This is a genomic window from Gottfriedia sp. NPDC058432 (assembly GCF_042721555.1).
Classification (GTDB): Bacteria; Bacillota; Bacilli; order Bacillales; family Bacillaceae_G; genus Gottfriedia.
Window position 1 is genome coordinate 16,701 of sequence record NZ_JBHXLC010000013.1, and the last position, 17,000, is coordinate 33,700.

General features: G+C 32.8%; 19 protein-coding genes. 7 read left to right on the forward strand and 12 right to left on the reverse strand.

The window, feature by feature from the left end:
• From ACFWM3_RS14460 to ACFWM3_RS14470, 3 genes are all read right to left on the reverse strand, one after another.
• Positions 1–836, reverse strand: an 836-nt coding sequence (locus ACFWM3_RS14460) for a hypothetical protein (RefSeq protein ID WP_390311803.1), incomplete at its 3' end; no start/stop codon positions are given.
• 87 nt (positions 837–923) lie between these two features.
• Positions 924–1,259, reverse strand: coding sequence for a DUF3992 domain-containing protein (locus ACFWM3_RS14465; protein ID WP_390311804.1), 336 nt, complete (start codon positions 1,257–1,259; stop codon positions 924–926).
• A 25-nt stretch (positions 1,260–1,284) separates the two neighbouring features.
• The gene (locus tag ACFWM3_RS14470; RefSeq protein WP_390311805.1) at positions 1,285–1,659 is read right to left on the reverse strand and encodes a DUF3992 domain-containing protein; all 375 of its coding nucleotides are present in this window, start codon (positions 1,657–1,659) and stop codon (positions 1,285–1,287) included.
• Between the two features lie 365 nt (positions 1,660–2,024).
• On the opposite strand from ACFWM3_RS14470, the gene ACFWM3_RS14475 reads away from it, so the two are divergent.
• The 3 genes from ACFWM3_RS14475 to ACFWM3_RS14485 all read left to right on the forward strand — a co-directional run bounded on the left by ACFWM3_RS14475 (position 2,025) and on the right by ACFWM3_RS14485 (position 4,819).
• A complete protein-coding gene (locus tag ACFWM3_RS14475) occupies positions 2,025–3,620 on the forward strand; it encodes a peptide chain release factor 3 (RefSeq protein WP_056466163.1) in 1,596 nt (531 codons plus the stop codon).
• A 562-nt stretch (positions 3,621–4,182) separates the two neighbouring features.
• Complete coding sequence (locus ACFWM3_RS14480; RefSeq protein WP_390311806.1) at positions 4,183–4,386, forward strand: helix-turn-helix transcriptional regulator; 204 nt, start codon at positions 4,183–4,185, stop codon at positions 4,384–4,386.
• A 91-nt stretch (positions 4,387–4,477) separates the two neighbouring features.
• Positions 4,478–4,819, forward strand: coding sequence for a hypothetical protein (locus tag ACFWM3_RS14485; RefSeq protein WP_390311807.1), 342 nt, complete (start codon positions 4,478–4,480; stop codon positions 4,817–4,819).
• A gap of 178 nt (positions 4,820–4,997) precedes the next feature.
• On the opposite strand, the gene ACFWM3_RS14490 is transcribed toward ACFWM3_RS14485, so the two are convergent.
• The gene (locus ACFWM3_RS14490) at positions 4,998–5,231 is read right to left on the reverse strand and encodes a DUF3953 domain-containing protein (RefSeq protein ID WP_390311808.1); all 234 of its coding nucleotides are present in this window, start codon (positions 5,229–5,231) and stop codon (positions 4,998–5,000) included.
• A 341-nt stretch (positions 5,232–5,572) separates the two neighbouring features.
• Positions 5,573–7,417, reverse strand: coding sequence for an Ig-like domain-containing protein (locus ACFWM3_RS14495; RefSeq protein WP_390311809.1), 1,845 nt, complete (start codon positions 7,415–7,417; stop codon positions 5,573–5,575).
• Positions 7,418–7,655: 238 nt separating this feature from the next.
• Between ACFWM3_RS14495 and ACFWM3_RS14500 the strand changes: the two genes are divergently transcribed.
• Positions 7,656–7,838: a hypothetical protein gene (locus ACFWM3_RS14500; protein ID WP_390311810.1), complete on the forward strand. Its 183-nt coding sequence runs from the start codon at positions 7,656–7,658 to the stop codon at positions 7,836–7,838.
• Positions 7,839–7,967: 129 nt separating this feature from the next.
• On the opposite strand, the gene ACFWM3_RS14505 is transcribed toward ACFWM3_RS14500, so the two are convergent.
• The 6 genes from ACFWM3_RS14505 to ACFWM3_RS14530 form a co-directional block, all read right to left on the reverse strand.
• Positions 7,968–8,480 carry a hypothetical protein gene (locus ACFWM3_RS14505; RefSeq protein ID WP_390311811.1) on the reverse strand — a complete coding sequence of 171 codons (513 nt, stop codon included), beginning with the start codon at positions 8,478–8,480 and terminating at the stop codon, positions 7,968–7,970.
• The gene (locus ACFWM3_RS14510; protein WP_390311812.1) at positions 8,480–8,653 is read right to left on the reverse strand and encodes a hypothetical protein; all 174 of its coding nucleotides are present in this window, start codon (positions 8,651–8,653) and stop codon (positions 8,480–8,482) included. Before ACFWM3_RS14510 ends, ACFWM3_RS14505 begins: the two co-directional genes overlap by 1 nt.
• A gap of 147 nt (positions 8,654–8,800) precedes the next feature.
• Positions 8,801–11,902, reverse strand: a complete 3,102-nt coding sequence (locus tag ACFWM3_RS14515) for an MMPL family transporter (RefSeq protein WP_390311813.1) — start codon at positions 11,900–11,902, stop codon at positions 8,801–8,803.
• Between the two features lie 20 nt (positions 11,903–11,922).
• Positions 11,923–12,432 carry a MarR family winged helix-turn-helix transcriptional regulator gene (locus ACFWM3_RS14520; RefSeq protein ID WP_390311814.1) on the reverse strand — a complete coding sequence of 170 codons (510 nt, stop codon included), beginning with the start codon at positions 12,430–12,432 and terminating at the stop codon, positions 11,923–11,925.
• A gap of 215 nt (positions 12,433–12,647) precedes the next feature.
• Positions 12,648–13,559, reverse strand: a complete 912-nt coding sequence (locus ACFWM3_RS14525; protein ID WP_390311815.1) for a DMT family transporter — start codon at positions 13,557–13,559, stop codon at positions 12,648–12,650.
• Positions 13,560–13,573: 14 nt separating this feature from the next.
• Positions 13,574–14,128 carry a GNAT family N-acetyltransferase gene (locus ACFWM3_RS14530; protein WP_390311816.1) on the reverse strand — a complete coding sequence of 185 codons (555 nt, stop codon included), beginning with the start codon at positions 14,126–14,128 and terminating at the stop codon, positions 13,574–13,576.
• Between the two features lie 347 nt (positions 14,129–14,475).
• On the opposite strand from ACFWM3_RS14530, the gene spxA reads away from it, so the two are divergent.
• From spxA to ACFWM3_RS14545, 3 genes are all read left to right on the forward strand, one after another.
• Positions 14,476–14,871, forward strand: coding sequence for a transcriptional regulator SpxA (gene spxA / locus ACFWM3_RS14535; protein WP_056466178.1), 396 nt, complete (start codon positions 14,476–14,478; stop codon positions 14,869–14,871).
• Between the two features lie 94 nt (positions 14,872–14,965).
• Complete coding sequence (locus ACFWM3_RS14540) at positions 14,966–15,370, forward strand: RrF2 family transcriptional regulator (RefSeq protein WP_056466181.1); 405 nt, start codon at positions 14,966–14,968, stop codon at positions 15,368–15,370.
• A 136-nt stretch (positions 15,371–15,506) separates the two neighbouring features.
• Positions 15,507–15,842 carry an IDEAL domain-containing protein gene (locus ACFWM3_RS14545; protein WP_390311817.1) on the forward strand — a complete coding sequence of 112 codons (336 nt, stop codon included), beginning with the start codon at positions 15,507–15,509 and terminating at the stop codon, positions 15,840–15,842.
• 225 nt (positions 15,843–16,067) lie between these two features.
• On the opposite strand, the gene ACFWM3_RS14550 is transcribed toward ACFWM3_RS14545, so the two are convergent.
• Entirely contained in the window at positions 16,068–16,976 is a 909-nt protein-coding gene (locus ACFWM3_RS14550; protein WP_390311818.1) for an SH3 domain-containing protein, read from the reverse strand.
• Positions 16,977–17,000: the final 24 nt, after the last annotated feature.

Here is a 17,000-nt window from a genome sequence, read left to right on the forward strand (position 1 = left end):
CCAGTTAGACCGGTTGATCCGGTTGACCCTGTTACTCCGGTCGTTCCCGTTATTCCGGTTGACCCTGTTACTCCAGTCGTTCCCGTTATTCCTGTTGATCCCGTTATTCCGGTTATTCCATTTGCTCCGGTCGCTCCTGTTATTCCGGTTGGGCCGGTTATTCCTGTCGTTCCCGTTGTGCCTGTTGGACCTGTTGACCCTGTTGTTCCAGTTAGACCGGTTGATCCGGTTGACCCTGTTACTCCGGTCGTTCCCGTTATTCCGGTTGACCCTGTTACTCCAGTCGTTCCCGTTATTCCTGTTGGACCTGTTATTCCTGTTGATCCCGTTATTCCGGTTATTCCGGTTATTCCGGTTACTCCGGTTACTCCGGTCGTTCCAGTTTGACCGGTTGATCCCGATGCTCCGGTTACTCCGGTTACTCCGGTCGTTCCAGTTTGACCGGTTGATCCCGATGCTCCGGTTACTCCGGTTACTCCGGTCGTTCCCGTTGGACCTGTTGATCCCGTTGCTCCGGTCGTTCCTGTTATTCCGGTTAGGCCAGTTACCCCGGTCGTTCCCGTTGTTCCAGTTTGACCGGTTGATCCGGTTGGGCCAGTTACTCCTGTTAATCCCGTTTGGCCAGTTACACCGGTCGTTCCCGTTATTCCTGTTTCCCCAGTAATTCCCGTCGCTCCAGTAGGACCTGTTGCTCCAGTTATCCCAGTTACACCTGTTGGTCCAATTTTTTTAACTCCATTACAAGAAAAACTATTACAACAACTACATTTATTCGAATTGGAATCTATCCCTTTTACGTAAGGAATTGTTTTCCCATTCTCATCTTTATTATTCAAAAAGGAACACATAATCCTTCCTCATTTCATTACATAGGGTTGTTCAAAAAAAGATTAAGAACTACACTATTTAGATAAAATGATCTATTACATTGAATATCGGACAGTTATACAAAATTCACCTTCAACTACCCCAGTTAAACCAGTAGTATCAATTTGAATTCCATCGAATAACTTTTCTGAGAAAGCAACACTACTTTGAGGTGGGACAGTTAGAGTATCAATTACATTTCCTCCCCTTAAAAAATTAACTACGATATTATCAGTTCCAGTATCATTTTTAACATAGCCTGTTGAATAAATAATCGGAGCGATATTATTTGTAAAGATTGTGATAATACCAGGTGTATTCACTTGCCAACTTGTACAAACTTTATCTTGAAATATATTTTTGGTTGAACAACAACTTAAACCATTATTCATTTGCTTTTCCCCTCATTTTCTTCAATTAAACAGAATATCGTGTCGTAATACAGAACTCACCTTGAAATAATATACCTGCTCCAATAGGTATAACAGCTTGTATTACATCAAATCTTCTAATTGTAAATGCTAAACTCGAACCTAATGTTACGACCTCAGAATTGATTGTGCCTCCTGCAGAGTTTAAAAATTCAATTTGTATCGGTGCTGTAGAAGAACCTACTTCATACTTAACAAAACCAGTTCCTATAATACTTTGGCTAAAATTATTTTGAAAAAGTGGAATTGTTATAGTAGTTGTATCTCCAACTGCTTGCCATGGTGTACAAACTTGGTCCTGAACAAAAATTTTTTCGGGACAACAAGTTAATGCTGATGTTGAACAATTACATGATGCCATTTATGGTTACTTCCTTTCTATAAAAGAAAATGAATCATTATCTACATATAGTAATCAAAGTGTCATGTATATGCTTGTACATTTGTCATAAATAAAAGAATCTATCACGCATAACTGAGTGATAGATTCGCTTTTAAAATATTAATTTTTAATACTTCATAAATATTACATGTTGAAAAATTAGTGAATGATTTATGTAAAATTACAAAATAAACGATAAAAAAGGAAATTCTTATTTCATAACTTGGAAATACTTTGTATATAACTTAATTACTAAATGTTTCATCAAACGCTGAATTCTAGTATAATAGATAAGATGTGAAAATTTGATTATGATCTTTGATTTAGAAAGGACTTTATAATAGATGGCAAATAAAGAATTAATGAATCAAGTTGCTAAACGCCGTATCTTTGGGATTATCTCTCACCCGGATGCTGGTAAAACAACTTTAACTGAAAAATTACTACTTCATGGTGGAGCTATTCGTGAAGCTGGTACTGTAAAAGCTCAAAAAAATTCTAAATATGCAAAATCTGACTGGATGGAAATCGAGAAGCAACGTGGAATTTCTGTTACTTCTTCTGTTATGCAGTTTGAATATGATGAAAAAATGGTATCAATTATGGATACTCCTGGTCATAATGATTTTGGTGAAGATACATATCGTGTACTAACTTCTGTTGACTCTGCAGTCATGGTAATTGATGCTGCAAAAGGTATTGAAGCACAAACTAAGAAACTTTTCCAAGTTTGTCGTTTACGTGGTATCCCTATTTTTACCTTTATGAATAAATTAGACCGCCAAGCTAAAGATCCATTAGAACTAATGGAAGAATTAGAAGAAGTTCTTGGTATGCCTTCTGTTGCAGTTACTTGGCCAATCGGTAGTGGAATGCAATTTGAAGGGGTTTATGATCGATTAGAAAATGAAGTTCATCTTTTCCGTAAAGATGAAGTGATTAAACTTGGTCAAGATGGTGTACACGGTCCTGAATTAGAAGGACATTTAGAAGCTTCAAATTTAGAAAATTTACGTGATGAAGTTGATCTTTTAGAAGGAGCAGGAAATGAATTCAATTTAGACTTAGTTCAAGCCGGTGAACTTACTCCTGTTTTCTTCGGAACAGCATTAGTTGATTTTGGTGTAACACCATTTTTAAATCATTTCTTAGATATGTCGCCTGCACCAGGGCCTCGTAAAACAATTAATGGTGAAGTTAATCCTACTGATGAAGTATTTAGTGGTTTTATATTTAAGATTCAAGCTAATATGAATCCTGCTCACCGTGACCGTATTGCATTCTTGCGAATTTGTTCTGGCGTATTTGAACGAGGAATGAACGTAATGCTTTCTCGTACAGGTAAACAAATTAAATTAAGTCAATCGACTCAATTGATGGCTAATGACCGTGAAACGATTGACCGAGCATATGCTGGTGACGTAATTGGTATTTACGATTCAGGTACTTATCAAATCGGAGATACGATTACATCTAGCAAACAAAAATTATTCTTTGAACCATTACCAACTTTCCCACCTGAGTTATTCTTGCGAGTAAGCCCAGTTAACTCATTGAAATCTAAGCATTTCCATAAAGGTGTTGAGCAATTAGCTCAAGAAGGTGCAATTCAAGTTTATAAAAATGAATTTAATGAGGTCATTTTAGGTGCTGTAGGTCAACTTCAATTTGAAGTATTTGAATACCGCTTAAAAAATGAATATGGATCTGATATCCGTAAAGATCATGTTGATTACAATATTGCTAGATGGGTTAAAACAGATGATGTAAAAGGACTTAAGAAATATCAAGATATGCGTAATATGCTAGTATATGACCGTTTCGAACGTCCGTTATTCTTATTTGCAAACGAATTTACTTTCAACCGTTTTAAAGAACGTCATGAGGAATTAGAATTAGTTGAAGCTCTTGATGTGAATAATGAAATACAAGTTGATTAATTTTCGTAGGAGACCGATTTTTTCGGTCTTTTTTTGTTGTTTTTTGACGAGGTTCTTCTCGATTATTTTATCAGAATATGCTTCGCGGAAATTATACAAGGATACCCGGTGAATGCTAGTATATTTACCGCCATATTTACGAAGAAACCGCACCATTAAAACAAAAAAAGAGACGCTACCTGTTAAGGTGACGCAAATTATCCCTCGATTGATTTCGGAAGTTTTTCTAATTCCGCTTGAACCTCATCATCGCTCAAATACGTAGAAATTCGACGAACTTCAGTCGTTTCAGTCTTCGTAACTTTGCGTCCTATAAGTCGAGCCCTTTCGTATAGCCCTTCTCGATTAACTCGATAAGTATTTTATCAACCTTACTTCGGTAAGATTTAGATTCATTTATACCACCTCCGATAAGTTTAACAATTGATTATCGTTTGATTAGCGAGATTAGCAATTGCAGAAACTACTATACTAACGTCCGACAAATTGCTTGCCTGTACTTCCAAAAATTTATAAAGGGATTCAAAAAGATTTGAAAAATTTATATATTGAGGTGAGAATTTTGAAGAATAAACTAAAGATAATTTTCGCAGAAAGAAAGATAAAACAAACTGAATTCGCCGAAAAAGTTGGCATTAATAATAGTACTTTGGGTTTAATTATATCTAAAGACGATCATTCGCCAACGTTAAAAGTAGCGATGAGAATAGCAAGAACTTTGAATTTAAAAGTCGAAGATATATGGGAATTGGACGACGAAAATTAAGTTGGACCTGCATTTTTTCGCGAAACGGCGCATATTCTGTTAGTGTGAACACGGTAACAGTACTTGTCCTATTACTGCGGAGGTGTGCTGGATGCAAGATCGGGTAAATTACTATATCAAACGATTAGAAAGAATTCATCGGGAGGTTTACGATGAAGAGCGTAAAATGGTAGAACTTCAAAAGGAATTAACTTTATTGAAAGTCGCTAATGAAATGCGTATAAGTGAATTATTTATGACCGGAAAGATTGACGGCAGTAACGAGCAAATGAGAAAAGCTCAAGTAATAAACCATACGCAAGAAATGCACGGAGATATCGCTATTTACGAAAATTTGTACGCTGAGCAACGAGCAATTTATAACGCTAAAAAACGGGAAGCTGACGATTTACAATTTATCGTAAGATTAATAGAAACTACGAGCCGACAATGAGATCGGTTCTTTTTTATTTTATGGCTCTGTTAATATAAATGTTGATTTTTATACTAATAAAGAGGTTGTCTAATTAGTAGACAACCTCTAGTAACTCTTATCAACTACCATGGGAGTACGATATAAACTTCCATTCACTGTTGTGAATCTGAGGATTCATGGATGGCTAACGCAAACGTTAATTCAACAGGAACCCCTTTATTGATGCACTAATCAAAAATAAGGAAACAATAAAGTTAGAATAAGCAGTTCCTTTTCGTTTTAATTGAAATTCTGTGATTCCTATAACTACAAACATTGCGCCTAATAAAAATATCATATATGGCATTAACACAAATCTACCAGTAATTAGAGCATATACTGCTATACCTATTGAAAGTAGACCAAAAACACTCTTTAATATTTTTAACAATGAACTACCTCCCTTACTAATAACTAATATGTAATCTCTAAAATTCTACCATATTATTCCATGTAATTGCATTTATCCTTTAATATTGTGCAATAAAAAAAAGACTGCCGAAGCTTTTGTTCTTTGTGCAAAATCAACAATCTACTTTAACAGAGCCTATATTTAAATGAGCTTTACTTCTGTACATAAAAACATAAAAAAGACTGTTATCGAATTTGATAACAGTCTTTTCGTATTTGTTATTTAATTTTTATAAGATACGATGGAAGAAAAGTAACTATATATTTTTTGTCCGTTAACTGTACGGTAAGTTCGAACCTTGTAATAATAAGTTTTTCCTTTTAATAATAAGTTTTTCCTTTTAATAATGATTTGTTTGTAATGCTAGATGAATTTCCATTTGTTACAGTACCTGTTAAACTATAGGTTCCTGTTTTTGAAGTCGAGCGGTATACTTGGTATCCGGTTCCTCCTTCAACTTTTACCCAAGATAAAGTCATTGATGATGAGTTTATCTTTTTGGTAACAAGACCAGTAGGAGTTGCTGGGATAGGTTTAGCACTCGTATTTTTTGTAAATGAAGTATAGATATACGTTCCGTTTACTATACGATAAGCTTTTACCTTATAATAATACATCTTACCAGTAGTTAAACCGCTGTTTGTAAAATTTAAAATATTTCCATTTTGAATGTTTCCAACCCAACTGTATATACCTGTACTTGAAGTGCTTTGGAATATTTCATAACCACTCGCTCCTGGTACATTGTTCCAACTTACTTTTATTTTATTGTATGAACTAGATACTGCATTAATAGTGGAATCAATGACCTTTGTAGATTTCGTTGCACTTGTATTACCAGTGGAATTAACAGTATATACATTGATAACCGTTCCTACTTTTTGAGGTGGTATGGTGATGTTATACTTTCCATTTTTTGCAACAGTTTCTCCAATTTTTTTAGTTCCTACCCATGCAAATACTTTTGTATCAGATGGAGCTTCTCCTTTTACTACCGTATCAATATCTAAAACTGATTCCACACTAGGTGTAAAATCGGAAAAAGTTGCCTTTACTCGATAAGAGGAATTTGTTAATCCTTCATATTTACCTGTAACAATATGAAGGTAGTAAATACCTTTAGGTAGGTTTATGTTAAGGATTATCTTATCACCAGATTTTTCAGTGTACCCATGCGCAGAGGAAAATGGAAACCCACGGCTATCATAGAGCCACATTGCAAATTGACCAACTGTGTTATCCAGTACAACATTTACATTTCCATCTTTACTTGTAGTAAGCTGATAAAAATCCCTATCTATCAGTGTATAACAATCTGATGAATAATATTGATTTGATATCATTGGTACACTTGTGTCATCTGTATCGTTTGGTTCAAGAGTTGTTTTATCTCTTGTAAATGCAGATGAAAAAGTTGCCTTTATTCGATACGAAGCAGTTTTTACTTCAGGTGAATAGTATGGCTGAACTATAAGATAGTAGGTCCCTTTCGGAAGTTTTTCAGTTTCTATAAAAGCTAGACCTTCAGGAGCAGCTCGGTGAGGGTGGTCTACATAGTTGCCGGAACTATCATACAGATAAAAGTTAAAATTACCAACGATTTTATCAATCACGATATAAGAATCGCCTACTTTATCTGTAGTAAATTGATAGACATCTCTATCTTGGTAATGGTCTGCAGTTGATGTAATAAATTCACCGTTTTTCAGTGGCATGCTTGTTTGCATCGTGTCATTCGGTTCATAGGTGGTTAAATTTCTTGTGAAACTTGAAGCGTATGTTGCTTTTAATCTATATGAACCAGTTTGAATATGGTCACCTGAATCCATTAATTCAACTTGAATAGAATAGCTACCTTTCTGGATTTTTCCATATAAACTTCCAATTGAATTTGTTGAAGGTCTATATCCTGTAGTAATTTCTTTTCCGTTAGCGTCAAAAAGGGTGATTTTATAATTACCAATTGCGTTATCGAGGGTAACATATACTTCGCCATCATCGGTTGTCGTAAATGTGTATATATTTTTTTCTCCTTCTGTTATCTGAGCGGAAATTGGGATACCATTTTGGATGTTCGAATCTTCCGCGAAACTATGTCCGCTTGATGGGATGGTCATCATCATAAACATCAAACACAAACTAAAAATACTAAAAACTTTTTTCACTCGCTACTTGCACTCCTTTGTTAAAAATAGTTATGTACTTCATCTGTTAATTATAGCATGGACTACTGAGCTAGGAATCTTGTTAATTTAGTAAGATTACTTATACTCATTGATTTTTAGTTGATTTAAAATTTATAGGTTAAAAAAAGGTGCAATTCACACCTTTTTCTACCTTACTCAGTCTCTTTTTTAACGAATTTATAAATTAAGCAATGTTTTTTTTCGCATACTAATTCCTTTGGTAATTCAAAGTAATCTAACTCGCACTTATCTAAAACGTAACATGCTAGTAATTGACCGTTTCGAACGTCCGTTATTCTTATTTGCAAACGAATTTACTTTCAACCGTTTTAAAGAACGTCATGAGGAATTAGAATTAGTAGAAGCCCTTGATGTGAATAATGAAATACAGGTTGATTAATAAAAAAGTGGATGTTTTTAGCATCCACTTTTTTTGCGCAATTAATGGTAATTTATTTTTGGAGCAAGTTTCACTGTTTTCATGCAAAGCTCCTATGATTAGTTTTATCGTTTCACCTTAAAAATTCTATTAAAAATAATATTCAAGTAAGTAAAGTTTTTTCTCCCTTGGATTTAGAATAAAAATTGCATATTGATCTTGTTTTTCTTTATCGCGTTTTACGTAGTAATAGCAATTATCGTTAAAAACAACAGGATTTTCCAATAGGTTTTGTCTACTTTTCATTGAATGTACTGGATATTTCAAAATTGAATTATTATATTCAGTTACTTTTTGAGTGAGATTTTTAATATTATTGTTTGATATTTTAATCCAATACTCTTTCTTTTTTAGTTTTTTTATTGTTTTTTTATTGTATGTAAATTGGGTATATACTGGTCCATCAACACTCATAGGAGCTGTTTCATCTAAAATTATTTTTGAATGCGTAGGTTGTTCAATATCAACATGCCAATTAAATCGAACAATCCCCCGATCGCTAAAAAAATGTTGAAAGATTTCATACCAGCCTGCAAAGCCAATTATGATCGAAAATATGATTAAAAAAGGGAAGTAAAATTTTCTACTAATTTGATTTCTCATTAATACACAACCTTACAACCTAAACCATCTTTAAAACATGATTCACGAATGGCTTCATAAGTAGATTCAAGTGGGCTTGACGAATCAGGATAAAGTTTATCTTTTAAAGAGTAAAGTAGTTTTTCTTGTTCTTTTAGAGATAATTTCGTAATGTCTATTAAATTGTCATTCATATAATAGCTCCTTCGAACAGATTCTATTTATCTATTATACATTTTTTTCCAAAAGGGAAACAATGGATACGAAAAAAGCAAAAAAAAGCCGAACCTACTATTATATGGATAGCAGGTCGGCATTTTTCAATTAATTCTATTATTCTATTAAATTACATGTTTTTCTGTATTAACATTAGCTCCCTTGTTTCTTGAAAATAAATTAGCTAATGCTTCTGGCAACGCAATCATTGCTGGTAAAAAGATTGGCAGTAATATAAAGCAAAGTACTACTAGACCAGTAATTACCGCAATTGCTAATTCAAACAATAAAAGGATTCCAGATGGCATGAGTGTAGCAAATGTACCTCCAAGTATGATTACCGCTGAAATAATTACTCCACCAGTATGCTTAGAAGCTAATACGATCGCCTCTTTCGGTGACAAATGAGTATATTCCTTAAATCTCATCATTAGGAAAATACTATAATCTACTCCTAAAGCTACTATAATTATGAAAGTGAAGAATGGTACAAAGGATGAAATTCCTTCATATCCAAGCAAATCTATGAAAATATAGTTAATCATAAACATTGCACAGTAGTATGCTCCTAAAAGTGATGCAGTGATAAATACTGGTGTCCAGAATGATCTTATCACTAGGAATAATACAAGTAATACCCCAATAATAACGATTGTTGTTGTTTTATTTAAGTCACTACTCAAAATATTGTTCATATCATTTGTTGTAGCACTTGGACCCGAAACACCTGACTTTGCATTTGAAAGTTCTGTGCCTTTAAGTCCATTTTTAACAGCTGAATTTATTTTATTGATTGTATTTAAAGATTCTTTTGAATATGGATCATTCGCCAAAACAATTGTTAGTTTTGTAATCTTTTTATCTTTTGACATAAACATGTCTATTGATTTTTTAAAGTTCTCATCAGCCAACGCTACTTTTGGAATAAAGAAAGTTTTATTAGAATTAAACTGAGTTAAGAAATCATTTGTTTTTCCTAAACCGTCAGAAATTTTCTCTAAACCACCGTTTACATCAGAAAGCTTTTCCCCGAAAGTACTAAATCCATTAATGCCAGCTACTAACTGTTGCTGACCTGTTTTCATTTGACCAAGTCCATCTGATACTTTATTCATATTTGTTACAATTTTTCCAATTCCTGACGATGCTTGGTTTAAACCACTTTCAAGTTTTTTCAATCCATCTGCCATTTGATTTAAACCATTACTCATACTAGATAGATTACTGTTTGCGGTAGCAAAACCTGCAGTTACAGCATTATAATTAGCATTTAAAGTCTTGATTCCCTCTGGAGTAATTTGATTTAAAGAAGCAACTGTTTGATCAATTGTTTGCTTTAATGATTGGTAATTCACATCATCTTTTGAATTCGAATAACTACTACCTAGTGCTGTCACCATTGATTGCATTTGAGAAATTGCGCCTTTTAGACCAAGCAGCGCTTGTGCTGATTCTTGGTAATGAGTTCCTAATTCTTTATAACCTGATTGCATTTTCTCATAATTTTTTGCTAATAATGATACACCACTACTCATTTTTCTTAGATTCGTTTCGATGGTTGCTATACCACTTGAGATCGTTTGAGAATTACTAGAACCACTACCAATTCCTGCTTGAATTTGTTTTAAACCACCACTTAACGCTGTTACACCATTTTGTAGATTTGTTGTTCCATCTACCATTTGGCTAACTTTTGAAAAATCCGCTGATCCTAGTTTATCTTGGGCTAAACTTAATCCGTCATGTATTTCGTTAACACCATCCTGTGTTTTTGAAATACCATCAGTTACTGTACCCATTTGGCTATCAACATAAAAACTTTCAATTTGTTTACTTTCAGGTTGTGTTACCGAAGATACTTGCTTAACACCCTTTATCTTCTTAAGTATTTCAGTAACATTATCAATTACTGCAAGTGATTGATTATTATCAAGTGATTGATTATTATCAAGCGCTTTGTCATTTTCAATAACGACTGTTGCAGGCATTGCCTGACCTTTACCAAAATGATCTGAAACGATATTAAAACCTTTTGATGAAGGATATTTATTTCCAAGTTCACCAATTGTATCAAAGTTCAGCTTCTCTTGATGGAAATACACCATTGGAGATAAAATCAATAAGATGACAACAATTGTGATGATTGGTTTTTTGATCGCAAAAGCCGACGAACGACCAAAAAACTTGTTTTCTTTGTGTCCACCAACATTTTTAGATGGCCAGAAAAGTTTTTTCCCTAAAACTTTCATAATAAACGGTGTTAACGTTAATATTTCAAGTAATAATATACATACCCCAATAACAACAACTACACCTGATTTATAAATTGGAGATTCAGCAAATACAAGTGCAAGGAATGCAATAAACACAGTTAAAATACTATAGGCAATTGTTTTACCGGCTGTTTTATATGTGTTTACAATTGATTCATCAACTGAATGTCCAAGTGAAAGTTCCTCTTTGAAACGATTAAAAAGGAGTATATTATAATCTGTACCAATCCCAAAAAGAATAAGAATTAATAGCATTTGAGTAAGACTAGTAATTGGAAATCCAGCTTTATCGATTAATTGAGCAGCTATTCCCATTGAACAAAGATAAGAAAATGCAACCGCAAGCAATGATACAAATGGTGTAACGATCGACCTAAACGCAATAATAAGCACTACTAAAATAAAAATAACTGTCAGCGCAGCACTTTTTTCGACTCCCGCTTGCGAAGCCTTTAAATAATCGTTATTGATAAAATCTTCACCACTTAAATAATATTTAACTGGTACTTTACTTAGCTTATTATCAATTTGTTTTTTAATATCATCTATTTCTCTTCCGTTCTTATCTAACTTATAACTCACCATTAGTGTGGTGCCGTCTTTTGATACTAATGAACTTTTTGCATTTGGAATACTAAAAGGATCAATAATTTCCGAAATTCTAAGTTCTTTACTGCTATCACGTATTCCTTTAACAGCATCACCAATTTTGTCCATTTCATCATTCGAAATTTTGTTTTTATCATAAAAAACAATCAGATTATTCGTTCCTTTTGCAATATCCATTTTTTTGAGGATATGATCTGCCATTACAGAAGGTGAATCACTATTCGCTCCTTCCTGCCCCTTATTCCGCAGTATTGCATTTATGTCAGGCTGAAGAACTGTTAACAATACTGTTGCAACTAGCCAAATTGAAAATATAATCCAACGGCCCTTAATGATTTTGTTCACTTAATCCCCTCCTCGTTAATTTATTTCTCTTTTTTTCCTTTTTCTTCAAGAAAATACAATACATCAAAGAATTCATAATTATCCATTCCATCTGTTTCCATCTTCTTCTTTACAGCTGTAACTAATAATCTCATTCCTTGTTCTACTATCTCCTGTTCATGTGAATCCAAAAAAGTTAACGCACTATTTAATGATTTATTTGCAATTTCAGTAATGCTACCATTTATTTCATCCGAAATATTTTCTGGTAATGAAATTTCCACGAATCGTTTATCTTTAGGGCTAGGTGTTTTCAACAAAAGCCCCTTTGTAGTAAGACGCTCAACGATATCTGATACGGTACTTTGCGTCATTTTTAGATTTTTAACAAGTTGTTTTATGCTCACTGTTTTATGCGCATACACTTCTCCAATCACTCTTGCCTGTGGAATTGTTACGCCATGTTCTTCTGAATGCTTTTGAAGACTTTTCATTAAAAATCGTTGTAAAAAATCGATTGATTCACTTATAAATTCGGCTCGATCTACCATTTAATCCCTCCGACACACAATACTTCCTGTACGATACATCTTATACGATGTATCGTACAAGATTTATAGTATTTGTCTGAACTGCATTTGTCAATTTAAATAAACATAAAAGTTAATTCCTTAAAAATTAGTTACTCCTGTTGTTAAAATTCAACTATTTAGGAAAAATATCCAATAAAAAAAAGCAGTTGATACTTCAACCACTTTTTTGTAAATTATGCTTTTTTTGAGTTATATTGGTACATTGTTTTTTGCTTCGGTTCTTTTATCGATAAATACACAGCTACAACAATTAGAATACTTCCTATGAAAAAAGAAGGATTAATTTCTTCATTTAATAAAAAATACCCAAATATCGTACCAATTAATGGCTGTAAAAAGAAAAATAATGACCCTGTGGAAGTATCGATATATTCAAATCCTTTGTTCCAAAGATAAAACGCTCCTGCTGTTGAAATCGTGCCTAAAAATATGACTCCCATCCAAATCCAACTATTTGATGGTAAGTCAGTTATGTGATTACTTTGTTCTATTATAGTAAATGGTAATGTAAAAATTACACCAAATACCGTTGCCCAAGTCGTTACGGTTAATGATGAGTATTTATTAGTCTGAACTTTACTTAGAACTGTATACAATGCCCAAGTTATTGCAGCACCTACTAAAATGAGATTTCCAAAATACGCTCCTAAATTTGATCCACCTTTTGGAAATCCAATTACAACAATTACTCCAATAGTAGCTAAAATTAACGATACAATTTTACGGTTATTAATCTTTTCTTTTAAAATTAAAAATGCAAATAATGAAATTAACGCCGGAGAAGCTGAAGTAATTAAAGAACCCATTGCTGCTCCTGAAAGCTTCGTACCAATAAATTGAAAACCAATTGAGCCAGTATAGCCTACTAAAGCTATTAGCGCGATTGGAAATAAATCTTTCTTACTAATTTTCCAGCTTTTTTGGAAGAAACAAATGATCCCTAAAGTTAGTAATGCTAAAAGAAATCTCATTTCAAGTAATAACCATGGAGAAATACTATCTAATACTACTTTACTAACAACATAGGTCATACCCCAAATGCTAGCGGCCAACGATAAACACAATGCTCCTTTAAAGAAATTCATTTAAAACTCATCCCCTACTTTTTATTCCAATCATTTTTCGAAAGTTCAAACATAATTTCGGTTACATATTGGTTTTTAAAATAAGAATTTTCTATTATTTTTATCTGTTGAAATCCTAACTTCCTCAATAATTTAATTGAGGATGAATTTTGCTCATCAGCAATTGCGTTTATTTTTTCTTTGTTTAATTCATTGAATAAATACTCAAAAATTCCTTGTAATGCTTCAAAAGCAAATCCTTTATTTTGATACAATGGTTCCAATGTAAAGCCGACTTCAACTTGATTTGCAGGATCTAATAAGGTATGTACACCTATATCCCCTATTAGTTGACCATCCATTTTATGTTCAATCGCTACTTGAACCCATGAATCAGGAATATTCATTTCAGCTGTTTTTTGTTTTTCTATAAAATTAATCGCTTGTTCGTATGTATAATTCTCCCAACCTTGATAAATCGCTACATCTGGATTTGAACGATATTTATAAAAGTTGCTAACATCTTTATCTTTAAACCTTCGAAGTTTTAATCGACTAGTCTCTATTTCAAAAAATTCTAGTTCGCTCATATTCCACCTCTAAAATTTCACTTTATATCGTAATTGTACATTCTATTATACTTAGAAATTTCAAAATATACATAACTTTTTGCACTTTGCTGTTTTAATCCGAACTTTCTTAAATCCATAGTAGAATTCTTTTTAGAATTTCGTACAAGAATTAAACGCACCACATAATTTAAACTCTAAAAATATAGTTGACACTTTTAACTGTAAATAATAAAATTACAGTATACTCATTTAAATCGAGTATGATAGTCAACCTAATTTATTTTCTTAGATACTATATTAGTACTCGATTTTTATCCCAACTGTAATATTTTTTATTACATTTTAAATATAAGGAGTGTAAATGAATGGTGAATCTATATGTAACATCAAGTTGTACATCTTGTCGCAAAGCAAAAGCTTGGCTAGAGGAACATGATATAGACTATAATGTGAAAAATATTATGAATGAATCACTTACACTTGAAGAGATTAAATCTATTCTTCGCATGACAGAAACTGGTACTGAAGAGATTATATCGAAAAAATCAAAAACGTTTCAGGAATTAAATATAAATATTGATTCGCTCCCTTTAAATGAATTATATAAATTAATTATAAATAATCCCAAAATGTTGCGCCTACCAATAATCCTAGACGAAAAAAGATTACAGGTTGGTTATAACGAAGAAGAAATTCGTAGTTTTCTTCCTCGTAAGCTACGAACATTCTCATACATTAAATCACAAAAAGTAGCTAATTAATAATAAAAAATTTCAATTTTCAACACATTTTATTACAGTACTAAATTAAATCTCGGAATATATAAAGAAATTAACGATTTTTAGGAGGCAGACCATGAATAGTGATTTCACTCTTGCCATTCATAGTTTAACTTATCTTGCGCTGCAGCCGGATCGGATGTCTACAAGTGATGCAATATCAGAGAGTGCCTGTGTCCATCCAGTTCGTATTCGTAAAGTGCTTAGTTTGTTAAAAAAGCATGGATTTATAAAATCGAAGGAAGGAACTGGTGGTGGATTTATTTTTGCTATAGATTTAAATGAAGTTAATCTATGGGATATTTATAGGATCACCTCTGAGGGGGCATTGCAGCCTAAGTGCCCAGAATCAAATGAAAAGTGTGTTGTTGGGGCAAATATGCAAAATGTTCTTTTTAATATTTTCTGTGGTGCCGAAAAACATCTTGGAGGATATTTAAAGCAATATACGATTAAGGACATTGTCGATCATATCAGATGATAAGTAAACAGCTACTAAAGTGAAGGCTATGCCTTCTTTTATCTGAAATGTAATAAAAAAAGTTACAGTTCATACTAAGTACTGTTACGATCACAAATTTTTAAATTGCAACTCTAAATAAGAAGGTGGAAAAAAAATGAACACAAATAATAATTCTATTTTAAAAACAGGTGACTGGGTTAAAGGTATATCAATGGGTGGTGAATTAGTTATAGGTTATGTTGAATCATTTAAAATTCATGATGAAATAGTAACTGTAAATGTAATAACTTCAGATAACAAAACGACTGTTGGGAAAACCATTCACATGCTAAATAAAAACGTTATGAAAATGCCTGATTCAAAAGTGACAAACAAAGAACAGATTCGCTTTCTAATTGACGTAGCCCTCTCAACGGGGGATGAGGTTTGGTTTAATGAGCTATCTTCACAGTTAAACTCTATGAGGGAACTTGTTAATAGCGTAAAATAAAGTTTTATTATACTAAAGTAAGGTTTAAATTAATAAGCATTTCTAAAGGTTGTCTATTTAGACAGCCTTTTTTTAGTTCAAAAATCAACATTTTAATTTAACAAAACCTTTAATTAACTTAAAAAACTTCCGATTAGACAGCCTTTCATTTATTAGAGACAAGCACCTTTTACAAGTTTGAAACATAAAAAAACTGATCAAATCATCGACCAGTTTCAAATCATATTAATATTGAGTTAATTTATTCAATGGTGTTTGAATAATTAATGGTTTTTTTGCAGGATCTAACCATTTTAAAATGGATACTACATTTGTTTTAGATGTAGCTGTGCAGCCTGCAGTATATCCTGAAGTTCCAGCTATGTGAAAAAATATTGCACTACCTTTACCTGGGGTTCTCGCAGTATTATAGTTAATAACAAATCCATAATCATATTGAGAAATATTCATTTTTTCAGCAGTTTTCCATCTACCGTTATTTTCTGATGCCAATTGCCAAGTATTATATAATTTACTATTTGAATCATCTACAAAAACATCATTTGAAGTAATTTTACGATATGACATTTTAGTACCTGGATTTGAATATCTACCGAAAGCTGTTGTAATTGTATATTTCCCTTCAGGTGTTTCATAATCACCTTCATGTTTACTACTAATCATGCCGTTTTTACCGATCACGCCTGAATATGTATGAAGTTTTTTCCAACTAGTACCGCTTTTTTCAAATGTTTCAATTAAAACATTTCTTGTACTTTCATTTTCTGCTGACACAATGATTAATTGCTTTGAAGTACCTAAAGTTTTCATTTTATTTACGGTCGTTGCAGACACTGTAGTTGGGGCTTTTTTAATATATTTAGTAGAAACCCATCCAGTTTTTGTTCCACTTTTTATTTTATACCAAGACCCACTTGTGCTTGTAATCGTAACTTTCGCACCCTTTTTAAGTGTCCCAACTACTTTATAACTAGTACTAGGACCACTTCTTACATTTAAAACGGATGCAGTTACTGTACCACTTATCGTTGCAGCTTCCACAGTCTTAATTGAACTCGGAGTAGTATTTCCATAGAATAAACCTCCAGTTAAAATTGATAGTGCTAAAGTCGTTTTGCAAATACTTTTAATCATTAAATCAGCTCCATTGTAAAGTAA